This is a genomic window from Streptococcus mitis, from assembly GCF_002096925.1.
GTDB classification, from domain to species: Bacteria; Bacillota; Bacilli; order Lactobacillales; family Streptococcaceae; genus Streptococcus; species Streptococcus mitis_AF.
Window position 1 is genome coordinate 39,443 of record NZ_NCVN01000006.1, and the last position, 16,715, is coordinate 56,157.

21 protein-coding genes are annotated in these 16,715 nt (G+C 41.6%); 2 read left to right on the forward strand and 19 right to left on the reverse strand.

Going from position 1 to position 16,715, the window contains the following annotated elements; translation table 11 throughout:
* Nucleotides 1-53 precede the first annotated feature (53 nt).
* The 14 genes from B7692_RS01685 to B7692_RS01750 form a co-directional block, all read right to left on the reverse strand.
* On the reverse strand, nucleotides 54-1,358 hold the full coding sequence (locus B7692_RS01685) for an RsmF rRNA methyltransferase first C-terminal domain-containing protein (RefSeq protein ID WP_084929730.1): 1,305 nt from the start codon (nucleotides 1,356-1,358) through the stop codon (nucleotides 54-56).
* On the reverse strand, nucleotides 1,359-2,132 hold the full coding sequence (locus B7692_RS01690) for an inositol monophosphatase family protein (protein ID WP_084929731.1): 774 nt from the start codon (nucleotides 2,130-2,132) through the stop codon (nucleotides 1,359-1,361). It lies immediately after the preceding gene.
* A complete protein-coding gene (locus tag B7692_RS01695; protein ID WP_084929732.1) occupies nucleotides 2,122-2,400 on the reverse strand; it encodes a UPF0223 family protein in 279 nt (92 codons plus the stop codon). The genes B7692_RS01690 and B7692_RS01695 overlap by 11 nt, the downstream gene beginning before the upstream one ends.
* On the reverse strand, nucleotides 2,400-2,801 hold the full coding sequence (locus tag B7692_RS01700) for a Spx/MgsR family RNA polymerase-binding regulatory protein (RefSeq protein ID WP_000631254.1): 402 nt from the start codon (nucleotides 2,799-2,801) through the stop codon (nucleotides 2,400-2,402). Before B7692_RS01700 ends, B7692_RS01695 begins: the two co-directional genes overlap by 1 nt.
* A gap of 210 nt (nucleotides 2,802-3,011) precedes the next feature.
* Nucleotides 3,012-3,629: a TIGR01906 family membrane protein gene (locus B7692_RS01705; RefSeq protein ID WP_084929733.1), complete on the reverse strand. Its 618-nt coding sequence runs from the start codon at nucleotides 3,627-3,629 to the stop codon at nucleotides 3,012-3,014.
* Entirely contained in the window at nucleotides 3,619-4,392 is a 774-nt protein-coding gene (locus B7692_RS01710) for a TIGR01457 family HAD-type hydrolase (protein WP_084929734.1), read from the reverse strand. The genes B7692_RS01705 and B7692_RS01710 overlap by 11 nt, the downstream gene beginning before the upstream one ends.
* A 10-nt stretch (nucleotides 4,393-4,402) precedes the next feature.
* The gene (locus B7692_RS01715) at nucleotides 4,403-5,140 is read right to left on the reverse strand and encodes an acyl-[acyl-carrier-protein] thioesterase (protein ID WP_084929740.1); all 738 of its coding nucleotides are present in this window, start codon (nucleotides 5,138-5,140) and stop codon (nucleotides 4,403-4,405) included.
* A gap of 3 nt (nucleotides 5,141-5,143) precedes the next feature.
* On the reverse strand, nucleotides 5,144-6,274 hold the full coding sequence (hemW, locus tag B7692_RS01720) for a radical SAM family heme chaperone HemW (RefSeq protein WP_023946292.1): 1,131 nt from the start codon (nucleotides 6,272-6,274) through the stop codon (nucleotides 5,144-5,146).
* 83 nt (nucleotides 6,275-6,357) lie between these two features.
* On the reverse strand, nucleotides 6,358-6,747 hold the full coding sequence (locus tag B7692_RS01725; protein WP_023946290.1) for a YtxH domain-containing protein: 390 nt from the start codon (nucleotides 6,745-6,747) through the stop codon (nucleotides 6,358-6,360).
* Between the two features lie 15 nt (nucleotides 6,748-6,762).
* A complete protein-coding gene (locus B7692_RS01730) occupies nucleotides 6,763-7,146 on the reverse strand; it encodes a DUF948 domain-containing protein (protein ID WP_000895044.1) in 384 nt (127 codons plus the stop codon).
* Nucleotides 7,147-7,935, reverse strand: coding sequence for a prolipoprotein diacylglyceryl transferase (gene lgt / locus B7692_RS01735; protein ID WP_084929735.1), 789 nt, complete (start codon nucleotides 7,933-7,935; stop codon nucleotides 7,147-7,149).
* Nucleotides 7,928-8,863 (reverse strand): HPr(Ser) kinase/phosphatase, encoded by a 936-nt coding sequence (hprK, locus tag B7692_RS01740; protein ID WP_000115152.1) that lies wholly within the window; start codon nucleotides 8,861-8,863, stop codon nucleotides 7,928-7,930. The genes lgt and hprK overlap by 8 nt, the downstream gene beginning before the upstream one ends.
* A gap of 129 nt (nucleotides 8,864-8,992) precedes the next feature.
* A complete protein-coding gene (rpsU, locus tag B7692_RS01745) occupies nucleotides 8,993-9,169 on the reverse strand; it encodes a 30S ribosomal protein S21 (RefSeq protein WP_000048054.1) in 177 nt (58 codons plus the stop codon).
* Nucleotides 9,170-9,319: 150 nt separating this feature from the next.
* The gene (locus B7692_RS01750; RefSeq protein ID WP_000864592.1) at nucleotides 9,320-10,027 is read right to left on the reverse strand and encodes a glucosamine-6-phosphate deaminase; all 708 of its coding nucleotides are present in this window, start codon (nucleotides 10,025-10,027) and stop codon (nucleotides 9,320-9,322) included.
* A gap of 150 nt (nucleotides 10,028-10,177) precedes the next feature.
* On the opposite strand from B7692_RS01750, the gene queA reads away from it, so the two are divergent.
* Complete coding sequence (queA, locus tag B7692_RS01755) at nucleotides 10,178-11,206, forward strand: tRNA preQ1(34) S-adenosylmethionine ribosyltransferase-isomerase QueA (RefSeq protein WP_084929736.1); 1,029 nt, start codon at nucleotides 10,178-10,180, stop codon at nucleotides 11,204-11,206.
* 77 nt (nucleotides 11,207-11,283) lie between these two features.
* On the opposite strand, the gene B7692_RS01760 is transcribed toward queA, so the two are convergent.
* The 5 genes from B7692_RS01760 to mnmL all read right to left on the reverse strand — a co-directional run bounded on the left by B7692_RS01760 (nucleotide 11,284) and on the right by mnmL (nucleotide 16,088).
* Nucleotides 11,284-12,144 carry a YihY/virulence factor BrkB family protein gene (locus B7692_RS01760; RefSeq protein WP_084929737.1) on the reverse strand — a complete coding sequence of 287 codons (861 nt, stop codon included), beginning with the start codon at nucleotides 12,142-12,144 and terminating at the stop codon, nucleotides 11,284-11,286.
* A gap of 133 nt (nucleotides 12,145-12,277) precedes the next feature.
* Nucleotides 12,278-14,332 carry a cation:proton antiporter gene (locus B7692_RS01770; RefSeq protein ID WP_084929738.1) on the reverse strand — a complete coding sequence of 685 codons (2,055 nt, stop codon included), beginning with the start codon at nucleotides 14,330-14,332 and terminating at the stop codon, nucleotides 12,278-12,280.
* Between the two features lie 11 nt (nucleotides 14,333-14,343).
* A complete protein-coding gene (locus tag B7692_RS01775) occupies nucleotides 14,344-14,598 on the reverse strand; it encodes a hypothetical protein (RefSeq protein WP_000361085.1) in 255 nt (84 codons plus the stop codon).
* Nucleotides 14,591-15,148 carry a tRNA 5-(aminomethyl)-2-thiouridylate-methyltransferase MnmM gene (gene mnmM, locus B7692_RS01780; protein WP_084929739.1) on the reverse strand — a complete coding sequence of 186 codons (558 nt, stop codon included), beginning with the start codon at nucleotides 15,146-15,148 and terminating at the stop codon, nucleotides 14,591-14,593. The genes B7692_RS01775 and mnmM overlap by 8 nt, the downstream gene beginning before the upstream one ends.
* Nucleotides 15,132-16,088, reverse strand: coding sequence for a tRNA modification radical SAM protein MnmL/YtqA (gene mnmL, locus B7692_RS01785; protein WP_025169734.1), 957 nt, complete (start codon nucleotides 16,086-16,088; stop codon nucleotides 15,132-15,134). Before mnmL ends, mnmM begins: the two co-directional genes overlap by 17 nt.
* Before the next feature lie 91 nt (nucleotides 16,089-16,179).
* Between mnmL and B7692_RS01790 the strand changes: the two genes are divergently transcribed.
* A complete protein-coding gene (locus B7692_RS01790) occupies nucleotides 16,180-16,539 on the forward strand; it encodes a DUF3397 family protein (protein ID WP_020902455.1) in 360 nt (119 codons plus the stop codon).
* Nucleotides 16,540-16,715: the final 176 nt, after the last annotated feature.

Consider the following 16,715-nt stretch of genomic DNA (forward strand, 5'->3'; position numbering starts at 1 on the left):
AAAAAAATCCATACTTCCACTATAACATAGACAAGCTACTTTGACTAGCATTTTCACTTGAATCTAAGGCCTTTAGGAAAATAATTTTTCAAAACATTTCCAGTCACCTTAGCAAAGCCCAAACCATTTCCTTGAACCAAAACTTGGTACCAACCATTTGGCAGACTTTCTGCCAGCTGAACGGTTTCTCCAGCCACATACTTTATAAATGCTTCTTGGTCAATTTCAAGCGACTGCTTGACCTGACTCGGTTTCAAGGCTAGACCAAGAGCAAAACTAGGCTCAAAGCGTTTCTTCTTAAAAGTGCCCAGATGCAGTCCATTGCGAGCAATCTTGAGTTTCCCTAAATCTGGCAAGAATTCTGGCAAGAGATAAAGTTGGTCACCAAAAGTCTGCAAGATTCCCCTTAGATTGACCTGCAAATGTTTTTGGGCAAATTCCTGCCACAAGGCAACTTGTTCTCGACTGAGATTGCTCTTACTTGCCTTAAATTTAGGGGCTGGATTGTCACCTTTAAATTGTAAATGCGCTACAAACTGACCCTCTCCCTTAAAATGATGTGGGTACATACGAGCCGTTTCTGGCAGGTCAATTCCAGCTACCATTCCATTGATATGCTCTACTGGCAACAAATCAAAATCATACTCCTCCAGTAGCCAATTGACAATCTCTTCGTTTTCCTCAGGTGCCCAGGTACAGGTTGAATAAACCAAGCGACCACCTTCAGCTAGCATGGTTACTGCATCTTCCAGAATTTCTCTTTGCAAGCTAGCACATTGACTCGGATAATCTAAGCTCCAATAGTTCATAGCATCTGGTTGCTTACGAAACATTCCTTCACCAGAGCAAGGAGCATCAAGAACGATTAGGTCAAAATAGCCTTTAAAAACCTTGGCCAAGCGGTCAGCAGATTCATTGGTCACCACGACATTTGTCGCTCCAAAGCGCTCCATGTTTTCTACTAAAATCTTAGCCCGTTTGCTTGAAATTTCATTGGAAACAAGGAGACCCTCCCCTGCTAGATAGGCTGCCAGCTGAGTTGATTTTCCACCCGGTGCAGCAGCCAAATCCAAGACTTTCATACCAGGATTGGGCTGGGCTACCTGAGCAACCATCTGAGCAGCAGGTTCTTGCGAATAAACTAAACCAGTAGCATGCTCAGGCGATTTCCCAGACACCTTCCCGTAGTGGCCCCAAGGAGTTTGAGGAATGGCATCAGGAAAGGAAATTGGCGCTTCTTTTAAAGGATTGACCCGAAAAGCCGAAACCGCTTCCTCCTTAAAAGAGGCAAGAAAATCTCTTGCCTCATCTCCTAGTATCTCTTCATATTTTTCAACAAATCCTTCTGGAAATTGCATTTAAGTTCTTTTCCTTTCGTAAATATAGGATTGAATTTCCTCCTGCATCTCAAGAGGTAGCATCATGACCGGTTGTCTAGTTTGAAAATCAGGAGCTTCACCAGAAAGGGTTACAACCCGATAGCCCAGACTTTCCCCTAAAATACTAGCTGCGGCATAATCCCATGGTTGCAGATAAGTGATATAGGTCAACAAACGCCCTGACAAAATCTTGGCAAAACTGATGGCCGCACTCCCATATACACGAACACCGAGGACCGCTCGACCCAAATCAGCCAGACCCCATTCATTGGTTTCTAGCATACCACTATTCCCTGCAATGAGAAAATCTCCAAGTGGTTTTGGTTTAAAGGGAGCTAGGGGCTTATCATTTAGACAAACTGGAAATTCACCACCACCGTGATAACAATCCCCTTTGACCACATCATAAATCAAACCAAACTGGCCTTGACTATTTTCAAAATAAGCCACCATAACAGCAAAATCTTCCTGCTGGGCGACAAAATTATTGGTCCCATCAATGGGATCAATGACCCAAACTTTGCCCTCTTGAACCGAGGCTCGCAGACAACCTTCTTCAGCACAAATCTTATCCTCAGGATAACGAGACAAAATCTCACCAACCAATAGCTCCTGAACTTCCTTGTCCAGTCTGGTCACTAAATCTGTTGGAGAGGACTTAGTCGTAACCTGCAAATCTTCCTGCCTATGGTCAAGGATATGCTGGCCCGCCTTCTTAACAAGCTCTTTGGCAAATTCAAATTTACTTTCCAAGAGAAATCTTTCCTTCCCCTTTTTCCTTGGCAGTCTGAACTGCTCGGTAAAGCGAATAGCCACTAACTGTTTCAAATTCTCGTCCCAAACGTTTCTCTTCGCTCTTGCTTGGCACGACCGCTTTGAATCTCTTATAGGAGTCCAGTAACTTTTTAGCCTCTACCTTGCTCTCATAGGCAGCTTCAACTTCATTAAAAAAAGAAAGCACTGAAGCAAGTTCTTCAGTGCTCCACGACAAATCTAGTGGGTAACTATACTGTTTGTTCATTAACTAATACCAGCTCTCATTCTTGCTTCTTTTAGTTCTTGCTTACGGTAACTACGAGGGAGAAAAGCACGAATCTCATCTTCATTAAAACCGATCTGCATACGTTTGGCATCGATAATAATTGGACGACGCAAAAGACTAGGGTACTGCTCAATCAAATGAAGCAATTCTGATACCGAAATACTTTCTACATCAATATCTAATTTTTGAAAAATTTTTGAACGAGTTGAAATGATGTCATCAGTACCATTTTCGGTCAAGGAAAGGATGTGTTGCAATTCTTTTCTTGTTAAAGGACTGGTCATAATATTGTGTTCCTCAAAGGGAACCTTATGTTTTTCTAACCAGGCCTTTGCCTTACGACATGAAGTACAGCTCGGTGATAGAAATAGTGTAATCATGCTTTTCTCTTCTTATCTATACTTTGCTGATTCTATTATACAAAAAAATAAAGCGCTTGACTAGAGATTTTTAGAAAAAAAGCCTATTTTTTCAAGAAAAATAGACTGTTCGCGAACGATTGACACAATTGGATTTGGTTAATTCATTCTTGACAATAGTTTCGAATCACACACCTAATTTATATATGCGAAATAAGAACATCTTTCGTTTCACTTCCTACGACTTTTTAGATAAATATAGCCAAAGAAGCTTTCATAGAGGGCAAAAAATAGGAGAAAGGCATGAAGGAAGAAGATCTCTGGCAAAATCAGAATAACAGGATCCTTGGCTGGATCAAAAAGCCAGGTATCATCTCCCACAAAGAGAATTTGATGGAAAAGAGTAAAGAATTGGTCAAAACCAATCAAAACTCCCCCAAGACCAATCAGCAAAGGCAAAACCACTAGAGCTAAAAGCTCTTTACTAAATAAAGATAAAAAGCCCTTTTTCACAATCCCTTTGACAAAGAAATAGAAACTTGGTAGTGTCACAAGAGCAACTAGCTGCACCAAGTGAAAGAGATTCTTCACCACCGCAAAGTGATGTAGCCCAGATACTGACGAACGAAAATCCGGCATCTGCAAGACCTGACTAAAAGGATTGGTCAGATAATTCATCAAGATATGAAAGTTGTACTGAATAGTTTCTGGTTTTAGATAGACTCGATCCGTTAAGTTCAGCCACTGAATTTCCAGCGGATAGAAAATCCAAGCCAAATAAATGGTCAAAAGGATTGAGAGGGAGAGGAGAAAGAGCATCGAGCTCCAAAAGGTCAGTTTAGTTTTCATCAAAGTTCCACTCCGCAAGGCTAGAAACCACATGAGTCGGTGCGATTGGCAGGTCTGCTACTTCTTCTGCCTTAGTAAAACCTGTTGTCACCAAGAGCGTTGGAATGCCATTGTCAATCCCTGCTCGAATATCAGTCAAGTAATTGTCCCCAACCATAATCAACTCTTCCCGTTCCAAGCCTAAGTGCTCAACTGCCTTATCCATAATGATGGCATTTGGTTTTCCGATATAAACAGGCTTCACTCGTGTTGCTACTTCAAGCAGGGTAATCAGTGAACCAGCACCTGGCAAAAGACCGCGTTCTGTCGGGATGTTGAGATCAGGATTGGTTCCAATAAAGTGAGCTCCCTTTTGAATCGCAAGAGTTGCTGTGGCAAATTTTTCATAGTCGACTTGCCAGTCCAGTCCTACTACCACATAGGCTGGATTTTCCTTGTCTTCCACATAACCAGCCACCTTGATGGCTTCCTTAAGCCCTGCTTCTCCGATGACGTAGACCGTCTTTTCCAGTCCCAAGTCGTTCATATAGTCGATAGTTGCCAAGGTCGCTGTGTAGACAGTCGATAGGGGCGTATCGATATTAAAATTCTGAGCCAGCATCTCCTGAACACTCTCTGGAGTGCGGGTTGTATTGTTGGTTACAAAGAGATAGGGAATATCACGCTTTTGCAATTCATGGACAAAAGCCTCTCCTGCTGGGATTCGGTCTTTCCCCTTATAAATCGTTCCGTCTAAATCAATTAAATAGCCTTTATATTTCATCTATTTCTCCCTAATCCTTTTTTATTTCTTGCCAAGTGATGATAGCTTGGGCATTAGTAGCCCCGTCACTTATAATTTCATGCTTACTTTCCAGTCCAGACCGTTCAACAGCCGATGTAATCACCCCACCTGGTCGAACTTCCTTGACATACTTGAGATTGATTTTCTTGGGAATATATTGGGTCAAAAAATCAGCTCCCATGACCTCAAAAATCCAGTCCAAGTATTTACTGTTATTGACATGACCATTCATATCCAAGTCGTAAAAACGAACATGGTAATCCTTGCTGATTGGCTCGTTCAATGACTCATACTTTGGCCCGCGGATAAGCTTTTTATCAAAATCAGACTGGTAAGGAGCTACAATCTCAGGTTCAACAGCATGTACTTTTCGACTGTCTCTGTCCATGAGAACAAAGGTCACCATCATGTGGATAAGCTCCTGCCCCGTTTCATCATAAATGGTAAAGCGACGGTAGCAAAAGAGTCGATTGTAACTCAGTGCTTCCGTTTCGATGGTGATTTCTTCCGCAAAACGAGGCAAACGAACTACCTCAATATCATAGTCTGTGATAATCCAGACCAGATTATGCTCTTCCAAAATGGCCTTATCACTAACTCCTAACTCAATCGACTGCATCCCTGAAACTTGAAGGGATAGCAAAATCACATCTGGAAGCTTGATATGACCGTTCATATCAGCCATATCAAAAGGAATTTTCATTTTCATTCGATAAGTTAAGCCCATCATCTACTCCAAAATAAATCGTTCTGCTACGGTGTCTCCTAAAAAGAGACCTCTTTTTGTCATACGAACTCGGTCACCATCTATTTGCATGAGACCTTGTTGAACCAATTCTCTGACAATTTCTCCATAAAGTCCATCGAAAGACCGTCCAAATTTTTCCTCAAATCGCGCCATGGAAACCCCTGATTTCTTGCGGAGTCCCAAGAACATTTCTTCTTCCATTTGCTCTTTTTGACTCAGGTGCTCTTCTGTGATGCGAGCATTGCCTTCCTCAACTGCATTAAGATAATGACGAATGGGACCATGATTTTTATAGCGTACTCCATTTACATAACCAGAGGCCCCAGCACCGATGCCATAGTATTCAGCATTGTCCCAGTACATGAGATTGTGGCGACTTTCAAAACCAGGCTTTGAGAAATTAGAAATCTCATAATGTTCAAAACCAGCTCGCTCCAGCTCTGCGATGATATACTCAAACATCTCAGCCTCAAGTTCCTCCTTAGGCAGAGGCAATTTCCCTCGTCGCATACGGTTCATAAAGACCGTATGATTTTCCAAAATCAAACTATACAAACTCATATGGGGAATATCCAGCCCAATGGCCTTAGCCACATTGTCCTTAACTTGCTCCATAGTCTGACCAGGCAGTGCATAAATCAAGTCAATAGAGATATTGTCAAAACCAGCCAGTTTCAGGCGGTCGATATTTTCATAAATGTCCTTCTCCAAATGACTGCGCCCAATCTTTTTCAGCATTTTGTTATCAAAAGTTTGCACACCTAGCGAAACACGATTGACAGCCGAGTTTTTCAAAACAGCTATCTTATCTGCATCCAAATCGCCTGGGTTGGCCTCAATGGTCAACTCTTCCAAGACTGACAAATCTAGATTTTTAGTCAAGCCATTTAAGAGCACCTCTAATTGCGGTGCTGACAAAGCCGTTGGCGTCCCACCACCGATGTAAAGGGTTCGTAACTTTTGAATGTCATAAGAACGAAACTCTTCCAGCAAATGCTCCAAATAACTATCTACCGGCTGATTCTTGATAAAAACTTTTGAAAAGTCACAGTAATAACAAATCTGGGTACAAAATGGGATGTGCACATAGGCTGACGTTGGTTTTTTCTGCATAGTAATTATTATACCACAAAGACAGGCTACGAGAAAAAAATCACCATCCCCAGATACATAGTCCGTCCAGAGATGGTGATGGTTTATTCTTCTGTTATGTCAATAACAATCTCTTCTGATTCATCAAGAGTTTCAGCCTTTTCTTGCCATTGCTCCTTGAGATTATTGAATCGATCTTTTGATGCTTCTGTCGCTTGACGAGCACATGATTTGGCTTGAGCAAGGACACTGTCCACAGTGATTTCACCTGACTCAACCTGTTCTTTGGTTTTAAGAACAAAATCTGTAGCCTGCTCCTTGACTTCTGTCAGTTTTCCACAGACCTGCTCCTTGGCATACTCAGGATCTTCTCTCAAATCATCTAGAAAATCTTGAGCCTGACTGCAAACTTGTTTGCCCTTGTCGCTTGTTAAAAACAAGGCGAGAGCTGCACCTGAAACGGTTCCTAAAAGGATTGAGGATAGTTTACCCATAAGAATTCTCCTTTTTTATTTTTTGAAAAATTTACTTGCTACACGAAGAGCTGACAAACTTGCACCAGTCTTAAGTGTTTTTGAACCAGCTGAAGAAGCTTTCTTGCTCAAGACACGCGCATGGTCATTGAGGTCTGAAACAGATAGAGATAAATCTGCCACTGCACTAAAGAGTGGATCAATCGTTGCCACCTTGACATTGATATCATCTGCCAAGACATTGACCTTAGCCAGCAATTCATTGGTATGATGCAAGGTCACATCCACATCTGAAGTCAAGGTTTTAATCGTCTTCTCTGTTTCATCGATAACACGTCCAAGCTTTTGTACAGTAATGATTAAATACACTAAAAATACAATCAAAGCAAGGGCTACAAGAATATATGCAACTTCTAACATTTAGTTTTCCTCCTCTGAAATATAGTAAGGGGCCTTCTTTCGATTTTGATATAGAACGATAAAAATACCCAGTCCGATAAGAACAACTGATAGCCATTGAGACACTCGAAGGCCAAAGAACATGAGGCTATCTGTTCGCATGCCTTCGATGACCATACGACCGAAACCATACCAAATCAAGTAAAAGGCAGTGATATGACCTCGTCTGAGACTCTTCCATTTTCGTCTCAATATCAAAATCAAGGCAAAGCCAAGTAGATTCCAAAGAGACTCATAAAGGAAGGTCGGCTGACGGTAGCTCCCCTCAATATACATCTGGTCACGGATAAAGCCAGGTAGATAATCCAGATTATCCACTGCTGCACCATAAGCTTCTTGGTTAAAGAAATTGCCCCAGCGCCCCAAACTTTGGGCAATCATGACGCTAGGCGCCGCAATATCTAGAAAATCCCAAGTATTGATGAGTTTACGATCAGCAAAAATATAGAGTACAAGAGCCCCAGTTATCAAACCACCGTAAATGGCCAAACCACCATTCCAAATGGCAAAAATTTCTCCCAAGTTCTGACTATAGTAATCAAAACGGAAAATGACATAGTAGAGACGAGCTCCTAAAATAGCCAGAGGAAAGGCTATCAAGATAAAATCTAAAATATCGTCTGGTATAATTTTCTTTCTAGGCGCTTCTTTCATGGTCAAATAAACCGCAAGAATCAAGCCTGTCACAATACACAAGGCATACCAACGAATGGCTAGAGGGCCTAGATGAATAGCAATTGGATCAAGCATTAGGCACCTCGTTTTGAGCAATAAGATTGGTCAAGCGTTCTTCGAACAAACGCGTCGCATCAAAGCCCATTTCCTTGGCACGATAATTCATGGCAGCAGCCTCAATCACGACAGAGATATTACGACCTGTTTTAACTGGAATGCGGATACGAGGAATGCCTACGCCAGAAATTTCTATTTCCTCTGCATTGTTTCCAAGGCGATCAAAGGTCTTATGCGTATCATAATTTTCCAAGTAAACAGCCAGCTGGACTTGTGAAGAATCCTTGACCGCACTCGCACCGTAGAGGCTCATAACATCGATAATCCCAACCCCACGAATTTCAATCAAGTGTTTCAAGATTTCAGCTGGTTCACCCCAAAGAGTAATCTCATCCTTGGCAAAGATATCGACACGGTCATCAGCTACCAAGCGGTGACCACGTTTGACAAGCTCTAGACCTGTCTCACTTTTACCAATTCCACTATCGCCCTGAATCAAGACACCCATACCATAGATATCCATCAAGACACCGTGCACACTGGTACGTTCTGCCAAACGAGAATCCAAATAGCTAGATAACTCTCCAGATAAACGACTAGTTGCTGTACGGCTAGTTAAAATGGCAATTTTACATTCTCTGGCTGCCTTTAACATTTCCTCTGGAACTACCAAACCACGGGCAACAATAACCGCAGGTGTCTCAGGTAGAAACATTTTTTTCAAGACTTGGTAACGGTTGTGAGAGGACATCGAAACGAGGTAGGACCACTCCTTCATTCCCAAGAGCTGGATTCGCTCAGGCGTATAATAGTCAAAATAGCCCGTCATTTCAAGACCAGGTCGCGTAATGTCCGCAGTATTAATTTCCTTTTCAAGCAATTCTGGTTCGCCATAGACAATGTCTAGTCTAAGCTTTTCAATCACTTCTTTTACTAAAACCGACATCATTTCCTCCTTCAAATGAGTTCTTCTTTCTATTATATCAAATTGTAGGAGGATATTTGAGATTTTTGCAGGCTTTGAAGTATTTATTTAAAAGAAAAAGACTAGATTTCTCTAGCCTTTCATTTCTAATTAGAATTTTTTACGTTTACGAGCTGCTTCTGATTTACGTTTACGTTTTACAGAAGGTTTTTCATAGAATTCACGTTTGCGTGTTTCTTGAAGAGTACCAGCTTTAGTAACCGCACGTTTGAAACGACGAAGTGCGTCGTCAAGAGATTCATTCTTACGTACTACTGTTTTAGACATTTTTTTCACTCCCTTCAAGTTCAAGATCTATTCTATTTTACACGTAAAAGGAATAATTGTCAAGAAAAAATCCGGTTTAATTTTGATTTTTTCTTCCATTTATACAAGTCTTGAAAGCGTTCAATAGAAGAACTGAAGGATGCTGCTTTTTTATTTTTCAAGCAGACTGAGCGCTTCTGCATCTGCAATGATGGTCACATCAGGGTGGTTTTGTAGGCTACTTGCTGGTAGACTTTCAGTTACTGGGCCTGACACTGTTCCAGCGATGGCTTCTGCTTTTGACTCACCGTAAGCAAAGAGAAGGATAGACTTGGCATCCAAGATGTTTTTAATTCCCATTGAAATGGCTTGAGTTGGAACGTCTTCAATCTTGTCAAAGAAGCGAGCATTAGCTTCGATAGTAGACTGATCAAGTTCGACTAGATGCGTTTGGCTATCAAATGGAGTTCCTGGCTCGTTAAAGCCGATATGTCCATTGCGACCGATTCCCAAGATTTGGAGGTCAACTGGATGGTCAGCCAAAATTTGGTTGTAGCGTTCAACTTCAGCTTCAGCATTGTCCTTAACTCCACGAGGTAAGAAACTTTCTTTAAATGGTTTTTGGTTGAACAAGTTTTCTTGCATGAAGTAACGGTAAGACTGTGGATTGTCTCCATCAAGTCCTACATACTCATCAAGGTTGACACTGGTTAGATTCGAAAAATCAAGGTCACTCTCAACAATTTCCTTGTAAAATTCAAGTGGGCTACTTCCTGTCGCAAGTCCTAGGGTTTGAGCTCCATTGGCCAATTTTTCCTTCAAAATCTCAAAAGCAACTTTTCCACCTTCGATTTGGTTTTCAACTTTAATAACTTTCATCTTTTCATCCTCCGTTTCAATCTATATTTATTATATGGTATAGACCAATTTTTGTCAAGTGAAAACGATTTAATTTTCAAAAAAAGAGCGTCCAAACTTGAAACATGTTATAATGGATAAGATTAGAACTTAGAAAGAATGAACAGATATATGAATACAGCTGATTTTGATTTCCACTTGCCTGAGGAATTGATTGCCCAAACGCCCCTTGAAAAACGAGATGCCTCCAAACTCCTTATCGTTAATCGTGAGACAGGAAAAATGCAGGATAAACACTTCCACTCTATTATTGATATGCTGGAACCTGGCGATGCCCTTGTTATGAACGATACCCGTGTTCTCCCCGCCCGCCTCTATGGTCAAAAGGAAGAAACAGGAGGCCATGTGGAACTTCTCCTGCTCAAAAATACTGCTGGAGACGAGTGGGAAGTTCTGGCCAAACCTGCCAAACGCCTCAAGGTCGGGACTCGTGTTAGCTTTGGTGATGGTCGCCTCAGCGCTGTCGTTACGGAAGAATTGACTCACGGGGGCCGCATGGTCCGCTTTGAATACCAAGGAATTTTCCTAGAAGTTTTGGAAAGTCTGGGAGAAATGCCATTACCACCTTATATCCATGAAAAACTGGATGACCGTGAACGCTATCAAACCGTTTACGCCAAGGAAAGTGGCTCTGCTGCTGCACCTACTGCTGGTCTTCACTTCACCAAAGAATTGCTGGCAGAAATCCAAGCTAAGGGTGTTCATCTAGTCTATCTGACTCTTCATGTCGGACTCGGAACCTTTAGACCTGTTTCTGTGGACAATCTGGATGAACACGAAATGCACTCAGAATTCTACCAGCTTTCTGAGGAAGCAGCTGCAACCCTTCACTCTGTTAAAAAAAACGGTGGTCGCGTCATCGCTGTTGGAACCACTTCTATCCGCACCCTGGAGACTATTGGTTCCAAGTTTGATGGACAGATCCAAGCAGATTCTGGCTGGACCAATATCTTTATCAAACCTGGATACGAATGGAAGGTTGTCGACGCCTTCTCGACCAACTTCCACCTGCCAAAATCAACTCTGGTCATGTTGGTTTCTGCCTTTGCCGGCCGTGAATTGGTCTTAGATGCTTACCACCATGCCATTCAAGAACACTACCGCTTCTTTAGTTTTGGCGATGCCATGTTTATCTATTAATTTATATAATCAAAAAACGCATATTATCAGGCAATAAAACCTTGATAGTATGCGTTTTGTTATAGATAAAAAATAAATTAGTCTGTTCTCAAGCTCGTATCTTTCAAACTCTGAACACTGGCATTGATCACCGCACCGACAATCAAAATCTTAGCGATGAGAATAAACCAGAACATCATGACCACCACGACGACGGAACTGAAAAAACGGACGTCCACTAGGTGATTGACATAATTGTTAACATAGACTGAAAAGATATTAAGTAGTAAGACCAGAGTCAGCATGACAAAGGAACTACCTGGCAATACATGTCGAATCCTTCGCACCTTAACATTGGGCAGGAAATAATAAAGCATGACCAAGATTGCAAAAATCAAAGCATAGACCAAGGGACCTGTTAGGTCTTGCAGATAATCAAAGAGAGGACTATCCGATTTCCAGTAACTTTTGATAAGGTTGAGGAGCATGCGACCAAAGACACTGAGAAATAGAGCTAAGGCAAAGAGAATCTGCAAGCCAAAACTGACAAACAAACTCATGAGTTGATGAGAAATCATCCCACGATTTTTAGCTACTCCGTAAGCTTTATTAAAGGCTTTCTGTAGAAAATTCATGGATTTTGAAAAGGTCCAAAGGGCTGATAAAACCGCAAAACTCAATAAGCCCGTTGACGGTTGGGTGAGCACTTCTGTAATAATCTTTGCAACCACATCATACATGGTTTCCGGCAAAAATTCATTGACAACCTTTAAAAAATTAGAAGCTGGAATCTGAAAATAAGGGAGGATATTAACCACCACCAAAAGCAGGGGGAAAATCGAAATCAACCAATAGTAGGCTACTGCGACACTGGTCAACTCACTATCTGATGCTTGATAATAATGCAAAAAAGCTTTTAATAAAGGCTTATCTATCAGCTCTTTCCACCACTTCTTCATGTCACACTCCTTCACTTACAATCTTATACTCAATGAAAATCAAAGAGCAAACTAGGAAGCTAGCCGCAAGCTGTACTTGAGTACGGTAAGGCGACGCTGACGTGGTTTGAATTTGATTTTCGAAGAGTATTAACTAATTTCTTCTTACCAATTCCACCATATCATAAGGCAGGGTATTGGCAGCTTCCTTCAAGGAATAGTTCTCTAAGTTATTCACATTTTGTCGTAACTTCTTGGCATACTTGGTCGTAATCAATCGTTTTTCTTCATATTCGAAAATCAACTTGCGCTCCAGATAATAGCCTCTCAGCATTTCATCGATATTGTTGGGCTTGACGCGATTGATAACCCGTTCGACAAAGGCACCACTGGTGATGATAGCTGTTTCTCGGAGACGAGAATCCTGCATGAAGCTGATTAAAGAACTCTTATAAACCCCTTTAAGGTTCTCCAAACTTTCGATAATCATCTCTGTATTTTCTAGATAGAGCTCTGCAATTTGGTCATAGTCAAGAGCTCTGAGTTTCTGTGATTCTTCATTTTTCCAACTGCGGAAGGTCTTACCAAAGGTAAAGACTTCGTGAAGGAGAAAACGTAAAATCCGCAAGGAAACAAGGAAATAATAGGTCAATCGTGAAGCAAACTTGCGATTGATACTTTGTTCCATGTTTTTCAAATAACGTTGGTAGACTCGATAGGCACGCTCACTCATCTTGTCCTCTTCGTAAGCCTGTTCTAAACCATCACTTTCAATACTGAGGATGAGAAGTTTCAAGGCCTCCCAGTCTTCTTGAGCCCCCTTATTTTCTTGACTCAGGATGAGATTTTCAATACGTCCATGATAATTGTCAATGGCTGCATAGAGAGGGAGCTTATTTCTGGTATCTTCCAACTCTTTTTCCAACTCTATCGTTACTTCATTCAAAATTCCAATATGCATGAGATAGTCCTTGCTTTCTTCCTGTTCATCAGAAAGATGAGGCAAGACCACGAGGCCTGTTAAAAAGCTTACAAGCGTCACACCTGCGACAAGGAAAAGCAAGAGAGGATACTCCTGTTCTAGATTACTTGGTATCAGAAGGATCGTAGCAATCGACACCGTTCCCTTAACGCCTGAGAAAGTCAAGAGAAGCATGTCCTTCATATACTTATTCAGTTTTTTCTTGAGGCGTCGTGTCCTGTAGGCATAATAGCCATAGATCATGACAAAACGAATGGCAAAGAGGAGAAAGGTCAGGGCTATAAGAGATAGCAATAAAAGTAGGGGATTATAGATTGGATTGGTCAAGATAGGCTCTGCTATCATTTCCAGCTCCATCCCTAAAATCACAAAGACAGAACCGTTGAGCATAAAGTTCACTGTGTGCCAGACCGTCTCGGTCACCGTATCCACTTGGGCTTCGAGGAGCGTGATTTTCTTGAAGCGACTTGCCTTTAAAATCCCAGCAACTACAACGGCAATAATCCCTGAAACGTGGACTTCTTCTGCCAGGAAGAAGGTTACCAAGGGCAAACTCAATTCCAGAAGGAGCTCACTAGCAATATCCGTTGCTCTCACACTTAGCAAGAAGCTATGAAGGAAACGGTTGATCATGGCTGTTAAAAAGCCAATCAAAAAACCGCCTAGAATTGAAAAGATGAGCGAACTACTAGCTTGCCCAAGGGAAAAGGCCCCAGTTGTCCAAGCTGTCAAAGCTACCTGAAAGGCCACTAAACCAGATGCGTCATTCAAGAGTCCTTCACCCTTAAGGATATTGGAGACGCGCTTAGGAAAGCTAAAGCGCTCAGAAAGAGAGGCAAAGGCCACCAAATCCGTTGGTCCAAGGGCCGCCCCAACAGCCAAGCAAGCTGCCAAAGGAATACTAAACCAAAGAAGATGTGCCAAGCCTCCCAAACTCAAGGTCGAGATGAAAATCACTGGAAATATGAGATAAACAATGATTCGCCAGTGTTTTAAAATAGCCGTAATATCCGCTTCTTCCGACTCTCTGAAAAGCAAGGGCCCGATAACCAGTGCCAAAAACAACTCCGTATTGAGGTGAAAGTCAGCATTGGGTAAAAAGAGACCAATCACGATTCCCAAAAGAATTTGCACCAAAGGGAGGGGCAAAAAGGGCAGGAGCTTATTGGTTGTACTCGAGACAATCAAAACCAGTAAAAATAGGATGAGGTAAATCAGTAATTCCACGTACTTCCTCCTTAATCTTTTTTACAACAGGATTCAAATATCTCCTTCTGCTCTTTGATTTTTTGGTCAATCTTGGAACAGTCTTTGTGCTCAATTTTTCTCTGGCACCGTTCCATTTCAAGAGCAACTAATTTTTTCTTGATTTTAAGCATTTTTTTGCTCATATGCGCTTGGTCTAACACACCTACTGCTCGTTCGTGGTGGGTTGATTCAACAAAATTCTGGCGCATGGCATCCAGCTTTTCACGTAGGTATTGTTTATCCATGTCTATATCTCTCTAATTTTTCAATCATCACTAAAAACGGTGGGTTGTTGACTTGGTTCAGGGTTCGGTAAATGGCAGCTGTGTACTCTTGTTGGTTCAACTGGCTGACAAAATCCAAGACAGCATCCCTCTCTAGATCGCCTCCTTCATGACCATAATAGATCATGATAGCAATCCGTCCACCTTTGACAAGCAAATGACACAGCTTTTCTAATGCTTCAATCGTTGTCTGAGGTTGGGTAATGACTGACTTATCAGCTGATGGCAAATAGCCCAGATTAAAAATCCCTGCCTTGGCTTCTGTCACAAACTGGTCCAGTGTCTCGTGACCTTGCAAGATTAACTGGGCATTTGTCATTCCAGCTTGGTCCAAACGCTCTTGGGTCTTTTCCAAGGCTTGCTCCTGAATATCAAAGGCATAGACTTGCTTAGCTAGTTTCGCTAAAAAAATCGTGTCATGACCATTACCCATGGTCGCATCCACTACGATATCCTCTTTTGTCACTACCTCAACCAAAAAATCATGTGCCATCTCAAGTGGTCTTTTCATTTTCAAACTCCTGTTTTACAGCCTTGCATCCTTGAATACTTCCACGACGTCGCATCTCCATCTCAATGCTGTTGAGCACTTCCCACTTATTGAGGCTCCACATAGGCCCAATCAGCATATCTCTAGGTGCATCTCCTGTGATTCGATGGATGACGATATGCTTGGGAATGATTTCCAGTTGGTCACAGATGACCTTGACATATTCGTCCTGACTCATCAGTTGCAAACGTCCCTCGTGGTAGTCCCGTTGCATACGAGTATTGGTCATCAGGTGAAGCAAGTGCAGTTTAATCCCTTGAATATCGTTATCCGTGACACAACGGCGGACATTTTCAATCATCATCTCATGGGTTTCACCAGGAAGTCCGTTGATCAAATGAGAAACAATCTCAATCTTGGGATATTTTCTCAAACGCTTGACCGTCTCCACGTACAATTCATAGGAGTGGGCACGGTTAATCAGATCAGAGGTTGTTTCATAAGTGGTCTGCAAGCCCAATTCAACCGTTACATGCATGCGTTCCGACAACTCAGCCAAATATTCGATAGTTTCGTCTGGTAAACAGTCTGGGCGCGTTCCAATATTGATTCCTACTACACCCGGTTCATTGATAGCTTGCTCATAGCGCTCTCGAATGACTTCCACCTTTTCATGGGTGTTGGTAAAATTTTGAAAATAAACCAGATACTTCTGAACATCAGGCCACTTACGATGCATAAAGTCAATTTCTTTATAAAATTGCTCACGGATAGGCGCATCCGGTGCTACGATAGCATCTCCAGAACCTGAAACCGTACAAAAAGTACAACCTCCATGAGCTACAGTCCCATCACGATTGGGACAGTCAAACCCCGCATCAATAGGGACTTTAAAGGTCTTTTCTCCAAAGAGTTTTCGATAATAATCATTCAAGGTGTTATAAGATTTCATAACTTTCATTATAACAAAAAACACCCACAATCTCAAAAGCCTGACTTTCCTATAAATTCCTCTGTTTCTCGTTTCCATTAGCGATTTTTTATGATACAATATGGGTATGATTTTAATGAAATTAGCATCTATTTTATTATTGATACTGACCTTAGTCGTCTGCATTATCATAACCAAACTTTTTAGATTAAAAAAACTAGGACGAAACTTTGCGGATTTGGCTTTTCCAGTCTTGGTATTTGAGTATTACCTTATTACAGCTAAAACCTTTACCCATAATTTCCTCCCTAGACTAGGCCTAGCACTCTCACTCCTAGCCATTATTCTCGTTTTTTTCTTCCTTTTGAAAAAACGCAGCTTTTACTATCCTAAATTCATCAAATTCTTCTGGCGTGCAGGATTCTTATTAACCCTTGTCATGTATATCGAGATGATTGTTGAATTGTTCTTAATGAAATAATCGAATCCCTAAACATTTTCTAGGGATTTTTGATTTCTCTTCAAAATAAGATAGACAGTAACACTATACGATTTTACAATTGAGTAGGGGATAATCTCTAGCCCCTCTTACACCACCGTACGTGCCGTTCGGCATACGGCGGTTCAACTAACTTTTAACGCATGTCGTTCAAGGTA

Excerpts from the sequence above, each read along its gene's own strand:
- B7692_RS01775 (WP_000361085.1), bottom strand. The coding sequence starts at position 14,598 with ATGGATAAACAATACCTACGTGAAAAGCTGGATGCCATGCGCCAGAAT.
- mnmM (WP_084929739.1), bottom strand. The coding sequence starts at position 15,148 with ATGAAAAGACCACTTGAGATGGCACATGATTTTTTGGTTGAGGTAGTG.
- B7692_RS01730 (WP_000895044.1), bottom strand. The coding sequence starts at position 7,146 with ATGTTAGAAGTTGCATATATTCTTGTAGCCCTTGCTTTGATTGTATTT.
- B7692_RS01700 (WP_000631254.1), bottom strand. The coding sequence starts at position 2,801 with ATGATTACACTATTTCTATCACCGAGCTGTACTTCATGTCGTAAGGCA.
- B7692_RS01705 (WP_084929733.1), bottom strand. The coding sequence starts at position 3,629 with ATGAAAACTAAACTGACCTTTTGGAGCTCGATGCTCTTTCTCCTCTCC.
- B7692_RS01695 (WP_084929732.1), bottom strand. The coding sequence starts at position 2,400 with ATGAACAAACAGTATAGTTACCCACTAGATTTGTCGTGGAGCACTGAA.
- queA (WP_084929736.1), top strand. The coding sequence starts at position 10,178 with ATGAATACAGCTGATTTTGATTTCCACTTGCCTGAGGAATTGATTGCC.
- hprK (WP_000115152.1), bottom strand. The coding sequence starts at position 8,863 with ATGTCGGTTTTAGTAAAAGAAGTGATTGAAAAGCTTAGACTAGACATT.
- B7692_RS01685 (WP_084929730.1), bottom strand. The coding sequence starts at position 1,358 with ATGCAATTTCCAGAAGGATTTGTTGAAAAATATGAAGAGATACTAGGA.
- B7692_RS01760 (WP_084929737.1), bottom strand. The coding sequence starts at position 12,144 with ATGAAGAAGTGGTGGAAAGAGCTGATAGATAAGCCTTTATTAAAAGCT.
- B7692_RS01715 (WP_084929740.1), bottom strand. The coding sequence starts at position 5,140 with ATGGGCTTAACTTATCGAATGAAAATGAAAATTCCTTTTGATATGGCT.
- B7692_RS01790 (WP_020902455.1), top strand. The coding sequence starts at position 16,180 with ATGGGTATGATTTTAATGAAATTAGCATCTATTTTATTATTGATACTG.
- B7692_RS01725 (WP_023946290.1), bottom strand. The coding sequence starts at position 6,747 with ATGGGTAAACTATCCTCAATCCTTTTAGGAACCGTTTCAGGTGCAGCT.
- rpsU (WP_000048054.1), bottom strand. The coding sequence starts at position 9,169 with ATGTCTAAAACAGTAGTACGTAAGAATGAATCTCTTGACGACGCACTT.
- lgt (WP_084929735.1), bottom strand. The coding sequence starts at position 7,935 with ATGCTTGATCCAATTGCTATTCATCTAGGCCCTCTAGCCATTCGTTGG.
- B7692_RS01750 (WP_000864592.1), bottom strand. The coding sequence starts at position 10,027 with ATGAAAGTTATTAAAGTTGAAAACCAAATCGAAGGTGGAAAAGTTGCT.
- hemW (WP_023946292.1), bottom strand. The coding sequence starts at position 6,274 with ATGCAGAAAAAACCAACGTCAGCCTATGTGCACATCCCATTTTGTACC.
- B7692_RS01710 (WP_084929734.1), bottom strand. The coding sequence starts at position 4,392 with ATGAAATATAAAGGCTATTTAATTGATTTAGACGGAACGATTTATAAG.
- mnmL (WP_025169734.1), bottom strand. The coding sequence starts at position 16,088 with ATGAAAGTTATGAAATCTTATAACACCTTGAATGATTATTATCGAAAA.